The 13,269-nt window shown below is 62.3% G+C and carries 16 protein-coding genes; 5 read left to right on the top strand and 11 right to left on the bottom strand.

The annotated features are described in order from the left end of the window. Positions 1–237: 237 nt before the first annotated feature. Positions 238–1,023 carry an enoyl-CoA hydratase gene (locus ACGYKA_RS12690; RefSeq protein ID WP_394408999.1) on the bottom strand — a complete coding sequence of 262 codons (786 nt, stop codon included), beginning with the start codon at positions 1,021–1,023 and terminating at the stop codon, positions 238–240. Positions 1,024–1,081: 58 nt separating this feature from the next. On the opposite strand from ACGYKA_RS12690, the gene ACGYKA_RS12685 reads away from it, so the two are divergent. After that, complete coding sequence (locus ACGYKA_RS12685) at positions 1,082–1,510, top strand: PaaI family thioesterase (RefSeq protein ID WP_209218884.1); 429 nt, start codon at positions 1,082–1,084, stop codon at positions 1,508–1,510. A gap of 253 nt (positions 1,511–1,763) precedes the next feature. Here the strand turns inward: ACGYKA_RS12685 and ACGYKA_RS12680 are convergent, their stop codons facing one another. Next, positions 1,764–1,994, bottom strand: coding sequence for a DUF1127 domain-containing protein (locus ACGYKA_RS12680; RefSeq protein ID WP_394409001.1), 231 nt, complete (start codon positions 1,992–1,994; stop codon positions 1,764–1,766). Between the two features lie 96 nt (positions 1,995–2,090). Here ACGYKA_RS12680 and ACGYKA_RS12675 point away from each other — a divergent pair, with 96 nt between their 5' ends. From ACGYKA_RS12675 to rpsI, 3 genes are all read left to right on the top strand, one after another. Beyond that, positions 2,091–3,506: a PLP-dependent aminotransferase family protein gene (locus tag ACGYKA_RS12675; RefSeq protein WP_394409003.1), complete on the top strand. Its 1,416-nt coding sequence runs from the start codon at positions 2,091–2,093 to the stop codon at positions 3,504–3,506. Positions 3,507–3,666: 160 nt separating this feature from the next. Further along, on the top strand, positions 3,667–4,128 hold the full coding sequence (gene rplM, locus ACGYKA_RS12670) for a 50S ribosomal protein L13 (protein WP_067266879.1): 462 nt from the start codon (positions 3,667–3,669) through the stop codon (positions 4,126–4,128). Positions 4,129–4,130: 2 nt separating this feature from the next. Continuing rightward, positions 4,131–4,631: a 30S ribosomal protein S9 gene (rpsI, locus tag ACGYKA_RS12665; RefSeq protein ID WP_067266905.1), complete on the top strand. Its 501-nt coding sequence runs from the start codon at positions 4,131–4,133 to the stop codon at positions 4,629–4,631. Between the two features lie 147 nt (positions 4,632–4,778). Here the strand turns inward: rpsI and ACGYKA_RS12660 are convergent, their stop codons facing one another. Both ACGYKA_RS12660 and ACGYKA_RS12655 read right to left on the bottom strand, forming a co-directional pair. Further along, positions 4,779–5,018 (bottom strand): hypothetical protein, encoded by a 240-nt coding sequence (locus ACGYKA_RS12660; RefSeq protein WP_394409008.1) that lies wholly within the window; start codon positions 5,016–5,018, stop codon positions 4,779–4,781. A gap of 315 nt (positions 5,019–5,333) precedes the next feature. Beyond that, a complete protein-coding gene (locus ACGYKA_RS12655; RefSeq protein WP_394409011.1) occupies positions 5,334–5,468 on the bottom strand; it encodes a hypothetical protein in 135 nt (44 codons plus the stop codon). Between the two features lie 238 nt (positions 5,469–5,706). Between ACGYKA_RS12655 and ACGYKA_RS12650 the strand changes: the two genes are divergently transcribed. Next, complete coding sequence (locus ACGYKA_RS12650) at positions 5,707–6,702, top strand: LLM class flavin-dependent oxidoreductase (RefSeq protein ID WP_394409014.1); 996 nt, start codon at positions 5,707–5,709, stop codon at positions 6,700–6,702. Positions 6,703–6,714: 12 nt separating this feature from the next. On the opposite strand, the gene ACGYKA_RS12645 is transcribed toward ACGYKA_RS12650, so the two are convergent. The 7 genes from ACGYKA_RS12645 to ACGYKA_RS12615 all read right to left on the bottom strand — a co-directional run bounded on the left by ACGYKA_RS12645 (position 6,715) and on the right by ACGYKA_RS12615 (position 13,194). Continuing rightward, positions 6,715–7,332: a TetR/AcrR family transcriptional regulator gene (locus ACGYKA_RS12645; protein WP_394409017.1), complete on the bottom strand. Its 618-nt coding sequence runs from the start codon at positions 7,330–7,332 to the stop codon at positions 6,715–6,717. Further along, a complete protein-coding gene (ppk2, locus tag ACGYKA_RS12640) occupies positions 7,325–8,194 on the bottom strand; it encodes a polyphosphate kinase 2 (RefSeq protein ID WP_394409020.1) in 870 nt (289 codons plus the stop codon). The genes ACGYKA_RS12645 and ppk2 overlap by 8 nt, the downstream gene beginning before the upstream one ends. A gap of 49 nt (positions 8,195–8,243) precedes the next feature. Next, on the bottom strand, positions 8,244–9,224 hold the full coding sequence (locus ACGYKA_RS12635) for an alpha/beta fold hydrolase (RefSeq protein WP_394409023.1): 981 nt from the start codon (positions 9,222–9,224) through the stop codon (positions 8,244–8,246). Beyond that, positions 9,208–10,125 (bottom strand): homoserine O-succinyltransferase, encoded by a 918-nt coding sequence (gene metA, locus ACGYKA_RS12630; protein ID WP_394409026.1) that lies wholly within the window; start codon positions 10,123–10,125, stop codon positions 9,208–9,210. Before metA ends, ACGYKA_RS12635 begins: the two co-directional genes overlap by 17 nt. A 56-nt stretch (positions 10,126–10,181) precedes the next feature. Then, complete coding sequence (locus ACGYKA_RS12625) at positions 10,182–11,042, bottom strand: ATPase (protein ID WP_394409029.1); 861 nt, start codon at positions 11,040–11,042, stop codon at positions 10,182–10,184. Between the two features lie 12 nt (positions 11,043–11,054). Continuing rightward, positions 11,055–11,987: a DMT family transporter gene (locus ACGYKA_RS12620; protein WP_394409032.1), complete on the bottom strand. Its 933-nt coding sequence runs from the start codon at positions 11,985–11,987 to the stop codon at positions 11,055–11,057. Positions 11,988–12,117: 130 nt separating this feature from the next. Further along, positions 12,118–13,194 carry an OmpP1/FadL family transporter gene (locus ACGYKA_RS12615; protein ID WP_394438980.1) on the bottom strand — a complete coding sequence of 359 codons (1,077 nt, stop codon included), beginning with the start codon at positions 13,192–13,194 and terminating at the stop codon, positions 12,118–12,120. Positions 13,195–13,269 lie beyond the last annotated feature (75 nt).

Below are 13,269 nucleotides of genomic sequence, written 5' to 3'. Positions count from 1 at the left end.
GGGCAGGGCAGCGCCGCACGCAACAGGCAAGAAGGGGCGATGAGGCTGCGGGAGAGGAATGGTTTTGGGGTCGCCGCGGCGGGAATGGTCGGTCAGTGAGAGGCTGACCCGGAGGGACCTTCCGCCTGCGGCGACCCAAAATCATTAGGGTTTTTATGCCCTAACATAACTATGCCGTGATTTCGCCAGATTTGCCAGCCCCCGCGTGGCAACAAAGGCTGGCGGTTTTGGAAACAATCATTGGGGCCAATCGGGGCGGCGTTTTTCCAAGAAGGCGTCGATGCCCTCGCGTGTTTCCGCCTCAAGCATGTTGCGGACCATGACCTCGCCGGTGAAGGCGTAGGCTTGTGAGCTGGGCATCTGCATCTGTTGGTAGAAGGCGCCTTTGCCATGGGCGACGGCGGTGCCGAGTTTGGCGGCGATCTTCTCGGCCAGTGCCTCGGTTTCTTGGGTCAGTTGGTCCCCCGGCACGGCGCGGTTGATCAGGCCCAGTTCAGCAGCGCGGGGGGCGGAGATGAACTCTCCGGTGGTGAGCATCTCGAACGCCTGTTTGCGCGGGATGTTGCGGGTCAGGGCGACCATAGGTGTCGAGCAGAAGAGGCCGATGTTCACGCCGTTGACACCAAAGCGGCAGTCATCCGCGGAGATGGCCAGATCGCAGGTGGCGACCAATTGGCAGCCCGCTGCGGTGGCGATGCCATGCACTTGGGCGATGACGGGCTGCGGCAGGCTTTGGATGCGGGCCATCAGGGCAGCGCAGCGGTCGAAAAGGTCCTTGAAGCCCGCCGCGCCCCCGTCTTCGGCTTGGCGCATGGCGGTCATTTGGCGCAGGTCGTGGCCCGCGCAGAAGGCTTTGCCAGCGCCGGACAGGACGATGACCCGCGTGGCGCGGTCTTGGGCCAATTGGTCGAAGCGCGCGTGCAGGGCGGCCAGCATTTCGTCCGACAGGGCGTTGAGCCGTTCGGGGGCGTTCATGCGCAGGTGGGTCACCGGCCCGCGTGCCGTAACGTCAAGAATTGCCACCTTGCCCTCCCCGGTTGATCACGCCAACGTTACGCCGAGGACAGCAGGGAGGACAAGTATGGCCGTGGTGATGGATGCGGAGGCGTTGGAAGCCTTCATGCGGGAGGTGTTCGATCAGGTGGCGGATGATTTCGCCGTGGATCATGTGGCCGAGAACGAGATCACCATGCGCCTGTTGACCAGCCGCCGCCATCTGCGGCCCGGAGGGACTGTTTCAGGCCCATCGATGTTCGCGCTGGCGGATGTTTCGGCCTATCTGGTGACGCTGGCGATGATCGGGCCCAAGGCGTTGGCGGTGACGACGAATTGCTCGATAGATTTCATGCGCAAACCGTTGGCGGATGTGCCGCTGGTGGCCCATGCCAAGCTGCTGAAGCTGGGGCGGCAGCTGTCGGTGACGGATGTGTTGATCTATTCCGAAGGGTCGGACAAGCCCGTGGCGCGGGCCGGGCTGACCTATGCGATTCCGCCAGCGTCGATGGGGTAAGGGGCAGAGTTTAGGGCCAGCGCCTGACCGTGGGGTGGCGATTGCGACGCCGGTCCATGCCACTTTATGGCGCAGCCGTGATACGCCTTCTCGCAAATGCGCCCAGCCTCACCAAATCGCCAGCCCGCCGGGACGGGCAGGCGATGGCCCGGCGCCTGCGGCTTGATTCCGGGCCGAGGAATTCTCAGAGGCCACAAAAAAGGGCCGGGAAAACCCGGCCCGAGGAAGAGGTCTGGCAGTCGCCACAGGGAAGCTACGCCCGCCAGAACACGCGGGAAGCCTCGGCCGAGGCTTGTTCCGGTGTAAGTCCCGCGTCTTCAAGCTCCCACGGTTCAAGCGCGGCAAGCGCGATCCGGGTGCGTCGGCGGGCCGCCCATGTGGTCATGACCGCCGCAAAGCGCAGCGCAATCACCGCAGGGACCGGCAGGGCGCGGTATGTCATCAATGTCATTGCATCAGCGGTAAGGGGGCGTGCCTGTGTCATGGGGGAACTCCTTGAAATTGTATTGACACAAAGTGTAGAATTTCTACAGATACAACGGTACAAAGCGCGATACAATTTGACCACAGGAATATTGTAATGGGTACAATTTGGCAGCCGACGTTGGCCGAGGGGCAGGGGCCGAAGTACAAGCTTGTCGCGCTGACCATCCGGCAGGGGATTAGCTCTGGCGCTTTGGCGGTGGGGGATAAGCTGCCGCCGGTGCGGGAACTGGCGTGGCAATTGGGGATCACCCCCGGCACCGTGGCGCGGGCCTATACCATCCTCACCGATGAGGGGCTGTTGGAGGCCGAGGTGGGCCGTGGCACCTTTGTCGCCCCGCCGCAGGCGGCCATTCGCGAAGATGTCTGGAATCGCGAACAAGATAGTTGGATCAAAGAGTTGGAGGTTGCCGATACGGATGCGGTCAGCCTCTTCAGCCCGCGCCTGCCGGACATGGGGCAGGTGGCGCTGATCCGCAGCGCCCTGCGGCAGGTGGCGGATGTGCCGGGCGAAGACCTGATGAACTATCCCACCCGCGACGCCTATGCCCCGGTGCGGCAAGCGGTGGTCGACTGGCTGTCGCACCTCGCGCTCGGGCCACTGAGCGAGCGTGACGTCGTGCTGTCCCACGGTGGGCAGAGTGGAATTGTATTGGTACTGCAAGCGATCCTTTCAGGGCCGAAGCCGGTGATGCTGGTCGAAGACCTCTCCTACGCCGGGTTTCGCCGCGCGGCGGAAGTGCTGCGCGCCGAGGTGGTCGGGGTGGCGATGGACGCAGAGGGCGTGCTGCCAGAAGCGCTGGACAAGGCCGCGCGCGACAGCGGGGCGCAGGTCTTTTGCACGACGCCGGAGGTGCATAACCCCACGGGCAGCCACACCAGCCTTGAACGGCGGCGTGCGCTGTTGGAAGTCGCCAAACGGCATGGGTTGGAGATTTTGGAGGATGATTGCTACCGCATGGGCCACGCCCGCGCGCCGAGCTACCGCTCGCTTTGGCCCGAGCATGTCTGGCATGTCTCTTCGATCTCAAAGGAATTGACGCCTGCCTTGCGGGTGGGGTTTGCGCTGGCACCTGCAGGCCGTGCGGCGGACCTGCGGCGGGTGGCGGAATATGGCTATTTCGGTCTCGCGCGTCCCTTGGCCGAAGCCACGCGGATTCTCCTGACGGACCCACGGCTCAAAGCGATCTGCGCGGATATTCGTGAAAGACTGGCGGAATATGTCGAAGTGGCGGTGAACCATCTGGGCGGCCACGCCTTGGAATGGTCGCGCGATGTGCCCTTCCTCTGGTTGCAACTGCCGCCGGGGTGGCGGGCCGCCGGGTTCTGCCGCGCAGCAGAGGCGCAGGGCGTGCAGATCCGCTCGGCCGATGAATTCGCCCTGCGTGATGGCCGCGCGCCCCATGCGGTGCGCATTGCGGTGAACGCCCATGTCTCCCTGCGGTCCTTCGAGGCGGCGATGCAGCGGCTGCGCTGCCTTCTGGACAATCCACCGGAGCAGATCAGCGTGTAGGAATATGGGGTATTATTATACCTAAATCATAACACATTGTTTTCGAATATAAAATCAGGTATTGATGTGCTTGACCCGGCGATGCAGGTGTTTATAACGCCTCCATCAGACACCGGGCGGGGATTCCTCGTTCCGACCAACCTCAAACGGGAATTCATCCATGAAAACCTTTTCTGCGACACCGGCAGATATCGACAAGAAATGGATCATCATCGACGCCGAAGGCGTCGTGCTGGGCCGTCTCGCCTCGATCGTTGCCATGCGCCTGCGCGGCAAGCACAAGCCGTCCTTCACGCCGCATATGGATTGCGGCGACAACGTGATCGTCATCAACGCCGATAAGGTGCAGATGACCGGCAAGAAGCGCGAAGAGCACTTCTACTGGCACACCGGCCACCCCGGTGGCATCAAGTCGCGCACCAAGGCACAGATCCTCGAAGGCGCGCATCCTGAGCGTGTTGTGACCCAAGCGGTCAAGCGCATGCTGCCCGGCAACCGCCTGAGCCGCCAGATCATGACCAACCTGCGCGTCTATGCAGGTAGCGAACACCCCCATGAGGCGCAGAGCCCCGAAGTTCTGGATGTCAAATCCTTGAACAAGAAAAACACGCGGAGTGCATGAGCATGGCTGACGAAATCAAATCCCTCGACGGTCTGGAAGCAGCCGTGACCGACAACATCGGCGGCGTGCAGGGCACCGAGACCGAAGTGACCCCCCGTGAGCCGGTTCGTGACGAACTGGGCCGCGCCTATGCCACCGGCAAGCGTAAAGACGCGGTCGCCCGCGTTTGGATTAAGCCCGGTTCCGGCAAGGTCATCGTGAACGGCAAGCCGCAGAACGAATACTTCGCGCGCCCCGTGCAGCAGCTGATCCTCGCGCAGCCGTTCGGCATCACCAACACCGAAGGCCAGTTCGACGTGATCGCGACTGTCAAAGGCGGCGGTCTGTCCGGTCAAGCGGGCGCGGTCAAGCACGGCATCTCCAAAGCCCTGCAACTCTACGATCCCTCCCTGCGCGGTGCGCTGAAAGCGGCAGGCTTCCTGACCCGCGACAGCCGTGTCGTCGAGCGGAAGAAATACGGTAAGGCCAAAGCGCGCCGGAGCTTCCAGTTCTCCAAGCGTTAAGCTTACCGATCAAGTTTGCGAAAGGGCTGCCCTCCGGGGTGGCCCTTTTTCGTTGCGGTAAGCAGGGTTGGCCGCGGGACAGGAAAAAGGCCGCCGCGGTCTCCCGCAGCGGCCTTAGGTCCGGATCGGGATTGATCCCGAAACGGCTTAGCCGCCGATTTCGTAGCTCACGGTGAAGCCCAGCACGCCGTCACCATCGTTGGTGTCTTCGTAAAGCGCTTCAAAGCTGATGCCATCGCCGAAGTCATAGACGGCGCCGGCTTCGGCATAGATGTTGTCGTCGCGGTCGCTGTTGCCGATGAGGCCAACGGCGGTCCAACGCTCGGACAGGGGCGCTTCGAACGCCACTTCCTGATCGCTTTCGCCATTGTCGGGGTCGACGATCACGGCGAATGCGCCCGAGGCGTCACGCCCGATGGGGAAGCCCAGCGTCGCGGTGATCTCTTCGCTGTGGTCTTTGGAATCGTTCAGCCAGATGTAGCCATATGTCAGATCCCAGCTCAGGCCCTGACCGAAGTCCGCGCCGTAGCCGAAGTTTGCTTCGAATTCGACGTCATCGGTGGGGTCTTGGTAAAGCGAAGTCGCGCTCAGCCCGGTGTGGAAGCCGCCGTAGGTCAGCTCGACAAAACCTTCGACTTCGTTTTCGAGGTGATCGAAATCATCCGACGTGTTGAACCGTGTCGCGGCAGAGACGCCGGCGGTCTAGCCAACCATGGAAGTCATGCTGCGGTCTTCGATGACCGGGTCGAAACCGGTAGTGACGTTTTCCTGCGCATAGGCAGCAGAGGAGAGCAGCCCGGCGGTAAGGCCGAACCCGATAAGATGTTTGATATTCATGGCATTTGCCTAGTTTTGGACCATAGCTTGTCTGCGACTGGCGAGGTCAGGTTGTGTAGGCCCCTCGGATAGGGCGCTCACCGGGGGGCGGCAAGGCCCGATTGCGCATATCTGACATGCGTTAGAACATAACATTGTGATCGACGGAAATTTCGCCCAAGTCGTTGGTTTTTCTGGGGCGGCGTGGTTCCGGGCGGGGCTGTGCCTGCCTATATCAGCCCCAACACAGGAGACAGTCATGCAGTATTCAGTTCTTGATCTTGCGCCCGTGCCCGAAGGGTCGGACACCACCACCGCCATCGCCAATTCCGTCGCTCTGGCGCAACTGGCCGAGGCCAAGGGCTATCACCGGTTTTGGATGGCGGAGCATCACAATATGCCCGGCATCGCCTCGGCGGCGACCTCGGTTCTGCTCGGGCATGTGGCGGATCACACGAAAGAGATTCGCGTCGGCGCGGGTGGGGTGATGCTGCCCAACCATGCGCCCTTGGCCATTGCCGAACAGTTCGGCACGCTTGCGGCGATTCATGGCGACCGGATCGATCTGGGGCTGGGCCGCGCGCCGGGCGGGGATCAGGCGGTGATGCGCGCCATGCGCCGGGGCATGAGCGCGGGCGATCAATTCCCCGATGACGTGGCCGAGTTGATGGCCTATCTGGGTGCGCCCGATCCCAGCGCACCGGTCCGCGCCCATCCGGGTGAGGGGACGCATGTGCCGATCTGGATCCTCGGCTCCTCGCTCTATGGTGCGCAATTGGCGGCGCATTTCGGGTTGCCCTATGCCTTTGCCTCGCATTTCGCGCCGGACGCCTTGGAAGAGGCCACGGCGATCTATCGCCGTGATTTCAAACCATCCGAAGCCTGCCCCGAACCGCGTTTCATGCTGGCGGTAAACGTCTTTGCCGCTGAGACGGATGAGGAGGGCGCCTATCTGCGGACCACCATGCAGCAGGCTTTCGCCCGTCTGCGTACTGGCCGCCCCGGCAAGCTTCCAGCCCCGGTGCGCGACATCGATGCCGAGATCGGCGCGGGCTTGCGCCAAGGGGTCGACCACGCATTGCGCGTCTCTGCCGTGGGCAGTCCTGAGACGGTGAAACGCCAGTTGGAAACGCTGATTGCGCAGCATCGCCCCGATGAGTTGATCTTGACCGGGCAGATTCACGACCATAAAGCGCGCCTGCGCTCGTTCGAGATTGCGGCGGATGTCTTGCAGGAGATGAAAGTGGCGGCCTAAGGGCCGCCGCCTTCACTCGTCCGGGCTGACCAACCCCAAGCCACGGAGATAAATCCCGATCCCGGTTTCCAACAGGTCATCGGGCGGGAAGGGCGAAGCGCGACCGGGGGAGTTACGGGCGAAAAGCTCGACCACGCCGTGGCTCATCGCCCAGATATGAGCCGAGAACATCGAAGCTGGTGGGCGTTTGTCCGCCGGGATATGTTGGCTGAGGTCGGTCGCTGCGCGTTCCAGCACCGCATTGGCGCGGTTGGCGGCATGGGCCAGCTCCGGCGTGCGGTTGACCGAGATGCCGGATTCGAACATCGCGATGTAATGGCCGGGATGTTTGCGGGCGAAGGCAAGATAGGCGCGGCCCGTGGCCTCGAAGGCTTTCAGGGCCGAGGGCTGGCCGGATTGATAGGCGAAATCCATCAAATCGGCAAAGATATCATAGCCTTGATGCGCGGCCTCGGCGATGAGGTCTTCGCGGCCCTCAAAATGGCGATAAACCGCCGCCGGGGTGACGCCCGCGCGTTTGGCCGCCTCGGAAAGGGTGAAACCCGTGGGGCCGCGCTGCTCGATCAACTCAAGCGCCGCGTCGATCAGCGCTTGGCGCAGGTTGCCGTGATGGTAACCGCGCTTAGGCATCCCAGATGTCCGGCCCGCCGCAGATTTCATCGTCGATCTTGCCGATCGCCTTGGCGTCTTTCTGAGGATAGTCGAAACGGTGCAGCAGATGGCGCATGGCCGCGAGACGGGCGCGGCGTTTGTCGTCGGAGCGGATCACCGTCCACGGGGTTTCATCCGTATGGCTGCGCAGCAGCGTCTCGGCGATGGCGGCGGAATATTCCTCCCATTTCGACAGACCTTTGACGTCGATGGGGCTGAGCTTCCACTGTTTCAGCGGATCGGACTCGCGCGACAACATGCGGCGCAACTGCTCGGCCCGGCCCACGTTGAGCCAAAATTTAATCAGGTGAATGCCGTCTTCGACGAGCATCTGCTCAAACGGGGTGACCTGTTCAAAGAAATGGGCGCGCTGTTCGGGCGTGCAGAAGTCAAAGACCTTTTCCACCACCCCGCGATTGTACCAAGAGCGGTCATAAAAAACCATCTCGCCCGCTGTGGGCAAGTGTTTGATATAGCGTTGAAAATACCACTCGCCCTGCTCGGTTTCAGTGGGTTTCGACAGGGCCACCACCCGCGCAGATCGCGGGCTGAGATTCTCACGCATACGGCGGATCGTGCCGCCTTTGCCAGCGGCGTCGCGGCCCTCAAAAACCATGACGACGCGCTGCCCGGTTTCGCGCACCCAAGATTGCAGTTTGACCATCTCGATCTGCAAACGGTCATAGTCGCGCTCATAGGTCTTGCGCGACAGGCGTTCATCATGCGGGTAGCTGGGCGAAAGGATATCGTCCTTGTCGGCCCGCTGGATCGCTTGGCGGATGTCCTCGGGGGCATCGTTCTCGTAAAAGGCGCTGATCGCGCCGTCAAAGGGCAGGTCCATGGGCGCTCCTTGCGGGTTGTTCTTGTTTCAATATGGGATGTTAAGGCGATTAACGCAAACCGGCACGGGCGGCGGCGCGGTCGATGGCATCGACCACGGCCTGCGGGTCGGCGTGATGAGGCATATGGCCCATGCCGGGCAGGCGGGTGAGCGCGCCGTTGGGGATGTCTTTGATCAGTTCCTCGGCGTGAATATGCATGGGGACAATGGTATCGGCATCACCATGAATGATTTCGACCGGCATGGTCAGCCGGTCATATTGCGCTGCCAGTTCAACCACATGGGGGCGAAGCTGGTGGACTTGTTGCGCATTGGCGCGGCTGGCGCTGCGGCGCAGGGTGAGACCCGTGCCGATGTGATCGGCATAGCCTTCGGGCGCTTGCTGTGGGGCAAAGATCGCCGCGATGCTGCTTTGCACCACGCTGTCAGGCACAAAGGCGGTGACGGCGGGGATAAAGAGCGCCCCGCCAAGCCGTGAGGCGCTGACGTTATAGAGCCAGCCGAGACCGCCGGGCCAAGGCTCCGACACGGCAGAGACCAGCACCAGCGCTGCGGTCTCATCGGGGCGTTGCAGCCCCCAAGCCAGCGCCACGGCTCCGCCAAAGGAATGGCCCAGCACGATGGGGTTTTCGACGCCCAGGTGATCCGCCGCTTTCTGCAAGAGTGCGGCCTGTTCCTGCGGCGACTCGCCGCGCGGGTTCCAAGGCCCCCGCGCGCCGGGCAGGCGGGCGGTATAGCCCATGCCGGGGCGGTCGAACATGATGACGCGGTAGCGGTCGCTCAGCCGTTCAGCGAAGCCCAAAGTGAAATCGCGCAGGTTGCCGCTGGCCCCATGGATCAGTACCAGATCGGGCCCGCTGCCGATGATCTTGGCGTGGACCGGCAGGCCGTCCACCGTGATGATCTCACCCTCGGGCGGATGGCTCGCCTCGGCCCGCGCCTCATGCCGCGCGGCGCGCCATTGGACGAGCGCGGTAAGCAGCGCCAGCCCGAGGAGGAGGGCAAGCAGCAGTTTAATGGCCGATCTCATTCATATCAAAGGGGGTGGTTTGGTATATCTCGTTGATCCAATTGCCATAAAGCAGATGCGCATGGCTGCGCCAGCGGTTCACGGGCGTGCGCGCGGGGTCATCCTCGGGGTAGTAGTTGCAGGGCACGTTGATCGGCACGCCATTCTCGACATCGCGGTCATACTCTTGCTTAAGCGTGTCGCGGTCGTATTCAAAATGGTTAAAGACATAGAGCGCGCGGTGCTCGGGGTCTTCGATCAGACAGGGGCCGACTTCATCACTGCCCAGAAGGGTGGTCAGGCCGGGATGGGCGTCAACCTCGTCTTGGCGCATCTCGGTCCAGCGCGAGACGGGCACGGTGCAATCATCCGAAAAGCCGCGCAGATAGGGCGAGGCGGGCGCGAGGTTGCGGTGCCGGAAACACCCGAAAGCCTTTTCGCTCAGCATGTGTTTCTTGACGCCATGGAAGTGGTTGATCATCGCCATGCCACCCCAGCAAACGCCAAAGGTGGAGTGGATGTTCGTCTGGGTCCATTCCATCACCTCGCGCAGCTCGTCCCAATAGGTCACCTCGTCAAAGTCGAGATGTTCGATCGGTGCGCCGGTGATGATCAGCCCGTCGAACTTCTCGGCCTTCATCTCCTCAAAGGGGCGGTAGAAGCTTTCCATATGTTCGGCGGCGGTGTTGCGGGTCCGGTGGTCGGACATGCGGATGAGGCTCAGTTCGATCTGCAAGGGTGTCGCACCGATCAGCCGGGCAAACTGGTTCTCGGTCTGGATTTTCTTGGGCATCAGGTTCAGCAGAGCGATGCGCAGGGGGCGGATGTCTTGCCGCGAGGCCAGTTCCTCGTCCAGCACCATGACCCCTTCGTTGCGCAGAACGTCGAAGGCGGGCAGGCGGGAGGGGATCTTGATGGGCATGAGACAGGTCTTTCAGGGGTGGCCAGTGCAGTCAGATAATCTTGGACGGGGCGGGTTCAACCGCCCGCGGGCAGGTGGCGGGCAATGAGGTCGGTAAAGTCTTCGGGAGCTTTCAGCGCGTCGATGTCGGCGGGGGTGATGGTGACACCCCATTTCGACATCGCCTCATAGCGGGGTTGGCGGTGCGACAGGGCGGCGGCATAGGTCCAGCGGATGAAATCGTCGGGGTTCACCGCGTCCTCTGTAATGTTCTTTTCGGCCAGATAATCGGCCCATGCCCGGGCGAGGAATTCGGGCTGATAGGCCATCGGCTTGGGCGCTTTGTCAAAGCGTCGGATAAGTTCCTCGGTATGGGCCTCGTCGCCCTTGATCCAGACCAGCAGACATTCCTCGGCCAATTGCCGCAGGAGCGGGTCGTTCGGGTCTTCGGGGTCGACCCATTCGCAGATCGAGCCACCGGTGTCGCAGATGAAATGCGGATAGCCATAGAGCGCTTCGGCACGGGTGGCGAAATAGGCGGTGTCTTGCAGCGCGTTGATCTCGGCCCGGCGGAAAGCCTCTTGCCGTTTCGCGTATTCCTCCATCGGCAGCCCGCCGCGCGAAGGGTCGCCCGGTTTGCCCAGCCATGTCGCCACGGGCGATAGATTGTCGAAGGTGATGTTCGACCCGATGTAGATACTGTCGCTGAGCAGCAGATCGCGCAGGAAGGGCACTTTCATCGCCTCGGCCTTGGCATTGTCGGCGATGAGTTCGCCCAAGTAGCGGGTGCCGATGCGGTAGTCGATGGAGTAGTGAAACCAATCCCCGCTGGCGCGCAGCAGGCTGGAGAGATGGGTCTTGCCCAAGCCCGACATGCCGAAGATCAGAACTTTGCGCCGCGGCGCCGCGCGCCAATCGTCAGCCGTGGGGTAGAGCATGTATCACCAAGGTTAAGTGCTTCGTTTCCCCTGACTACCCCAGTGTTTCACCAGACGCCAGATGCGGCCATCGAGCACCAGAAGCCCAAGTGCGAGAAGGGCGAAACCGCCATAGGCAGCGGGGCGCAGGGTCTCATCGCGCAGCCATGCGCCCAGCAGGATCGCCACGGGGGCGACCAGCAGTGTCACCAACATCAGGTTGCTGCTGCCCGCCATGCCAAGCACGCGGTAATAGAGCAGATAAGCCAGCGCCGTCGCGGCAAGCGCGTAATAGGCGATGGCGACGAGGGTGGCGGGGGCGAGGTCGAGCGTCAGCGGTCCCTCGACGATCCAGGCCGCGGGCAACATGACGAGCGTGGCGCCGGTCAGCATCCCGGCGGCGGCCAATTGCGGCGGCTGGCCCGGCAGCAGTTTGCGCGCGCAGACACCGGCCATGGCATAGGACATCGCCCCGCCCAGCACCGCCAGCTGTGCAAGGCTGCCGAGGTCGAAATTCGTGAGATTTTCCAGACCGATGGCGGTGCTGACACCCGCGAAGCCAAGGCAGACGCCTATCGCCTTGCGCGGGGTGATCCGCTCATCCGCCAGAAAGATCGCCGCGGCCAGCACGCCAAAGATCGCGGTGGCGGCATTGAGGATCGAGGTCAGCCCCGAGGGGATGTGCAGCTGCCCCCATGCCATCAGCGAGAAGGGGATCACATTGTTCAAAAGCCCCATCAGCAGGAAGGCCGCCCAGATGCGCGGATCGCGCGGCAGTGGCAGGCGCATGGTGGCGACGGCGGCCCAAAGCACCAGCATCGCCCAGAACACCCGATGCGCGACCGAGGTCAGCGGCCCGATCTCATCCAAGGCAACCCGCACGGCGACAAAGGACGCGCCCCAGAGCAGGGCGAGAAAGCCCATTTCGATCCAAGCGCGCGGGGGGATGGTTTTTTGTGTGATCATGGCTTGGGTTTAGGCTGTTCCGTGGATCGGCACGACCCGAAAGATGCGCATGCATAAAAAACGCCGCCCGAGGGTCTCGGGCGGCGTAATCGCGACGGGTCTGGTGTGGATCAGAAGGTGAAGCCTACTTTCACACCAAAGGCCAGAGCATCGTTGTCTTCTCGCCCGATGCATTCGCACCGTTCAAAGTCGTCTCTGCATCACCGATGTTGACGTAGCGCACGCCGGTGGTGATCTTCATGTTGTCGCGGGTATAGACGGCGGCCAGAGCGAGGCTCTTGTTGCCATCGGTCGGCCCGAGGTTGGAGGCGAACCCGCCGTTGGACTTCTCATAGCCGACGGAGGCCGAGACCGACCAGTTGTCGTTCAGACGGCGGCCCACGCCGAGCGAGTAGGTGAAAACGTCGTCATCGTAGCTGACCAGCGAGCCACCGGTCGCGCCTTGGTACTGGGCCGGCGTGATGTCGAAGGAGGACCAATCGACCCAACGGATACCACCGAAGAGCAATGTGTCAGCAGCGATGCCGGTCTGGAAATCAAGGTTCACCGACTGCGGGGTTTCGATTTCGGTAGTGCTCATGACGGCGCCGAACTCGGTCGTGTCGACCTCGTGGTCGATGCTGGAATTATAGGTCAGCGCGACACGCATGGCGATGTCGGGGCGCTCATAGGCGACACCCGCAACATAGCCGACGCCGGTGTCGCGCTCGCCGTTCACCGTATAGCCGGCGACGAAAGGCACCGCGGCGACCGCTTCGATGGTTTGGACGCGCAGACCGCCGTGAACGCTGAAGTTGTCGTTCATGCGGTAGCGCAGCAGGCCGGTTATCGCGTGGCTTTCCAGATCCGCTTGAGCACCTTGTGCATAGTAGCCGGTCGGCGTGGGGTAATCGACATCCGCGCCGAACGGCTGATCGTAGATGATCGCATAGGACAGCTTGTCGTTGATGTCGGCCTTATAGGCTGCGCCAAACTGGAGATAGCTGGAGGTCATATCGCCGGAGCTTACATTCGACAGCGATGGCGGCGGCACCGCCATTGTCGACGTACCACTGGTGGATGGATCGATATGCCCAAAGCTGAATTCGGCATAGCGCCCGCTTTCAAACAGGGCGTTAATGGATTGGCCCGACCGATCGATGCCGCCAGCTTGAACGATTGCCGTAGATGCCAACAGTGCCGGAATTGCCAAGAAATAGGTTTTCATTTGCTTTCCTCCCAAGACTTCTGTGCGGTTCCTCCCCGGCACAGGTTAGAAACGATCTAAGCGGATTGCTGCCGT

The organism is Sulfitobacter sp. 1A15106, from assembly GCF_043556995.1.
GTDB lineage: Bacteria > Pseudomonadota > Alphaproteobacteria > Rhodobacterales > Rhodobacteraceae > Sulfitobacter > Sulfitobacter faviae.
The sequence above is the reverse complement of the archived record's forward strand: the minus strand, read 5'-3'. Positions and strand labels throughout refer to the sequence as shown.

What these genes read in the sequence shown, in the direction of transcription:
- ACGYKA_RS12685 (WP_209218884.1), top strand. Translation starts at nt 1,082, where the DNA reads ATGGCCGTGGTGATGGATGCGGAGGCGTTGGAAGCCTTCATGCGGGAG.
- ACGYKA_RS12680 (WP_394409001.1), bottom strand. Translation starts at nt 1,994, where the DNA reads ATGACACAGGCACGCCCCCTTACCGCTGATGCAATGACATTGATGACA.
- ACGYKA_RS12675 (WP_394409003.1), top strand. Translation starts at nt 2,091, where the DNA reads ATGGGTACAATTTGGCAGCCGACGTTGGCCGAGGGGCAGGGGCCGAAG.
- rplM (WP_067266879.1), top strand. Translation starts at nt 3,667, where the DNA reads ATGAAAACCTTTTCTGCGACACCGGCAGATATCGACAAGAAATGGATC.
- rpsI (WP_067266905.1), top strand. Translation starts at nt 4,131, where the DNA reads ATGGCTGACGAAATCAAATCCCTCGACGGTCTGGAAGCAGCCGTGACC.
- ACGYKA_RS12655 (WP_394409011.1), bottom strand. Translation starts at nt 5,468, where the DNA reads ATGAATATCAAACATCTTATCGGGTTCGGCCTTACCGCCGGGCTGCTC.
- ACGYKA_RS12650 (WP_394409014.1), top strand. Translation starts at nt 5,707, where the DNA reads ATGCAGTATTCAGTTCTTGATCTTGCGCCCGTGCCCGAAGGGTCGGAC.
- ACGYKA_RS12645 (WP_394409017.1), bottom strand. Translation starts at nt 7,332, where the DNA reads ATGCCTAAGCGCGGTTACCATCACGGCAACCTGCGCCAAGCGCTGATC.
- ppk2 (WP_394409020.1), bottom strand. Translation starts at nt 8,194, where the DNA reads ATGGACCTGCCCTTTGACGGCGCGATCAGCGCCTTTTACGAGAACGAT.
- ACGYKA_RS12635 (WP_394409023.1), bottom strand. Translation starts at nt 9,224, where the DNA reads ATGAGATCGGCCATTAAACTGCTGCTTGCCCTCCTCCTCGGGCTGGCG.
- metA (WP_394409026.1), bottom strand. Translation starts at nt 10,125, where the DNA reads ATGCCCATCAAGATCCCCTCCCGCCTGCCCGCCTTCGACGTTCTGCGC.
- ACGYKA_RS12625 (WP_394409029.1), bottom strand. Translation starts at nt 11,042, where the DNA reads ATGCTCTACCCCACGGCTGACGATTGGCGCGCGGCGCCGCGGCGCAAA.
- ACGYKA_RS12620 (WP_394409032.1), bottom strand. Translation starts at nt 11,987, where the DNA reads ATGATCACACAAAAAACCATCCCCCCGCGCGCTTGGATCGAAATGGGC.
- ACGYKA_RS12615 (WP_394438980.1), bottom strand. Translation starts at nt 13,194, where the DNA reads ATGAAAACCTATTTCTTGGCAATTCCGGCACTGTTGGCATCTACGGCA.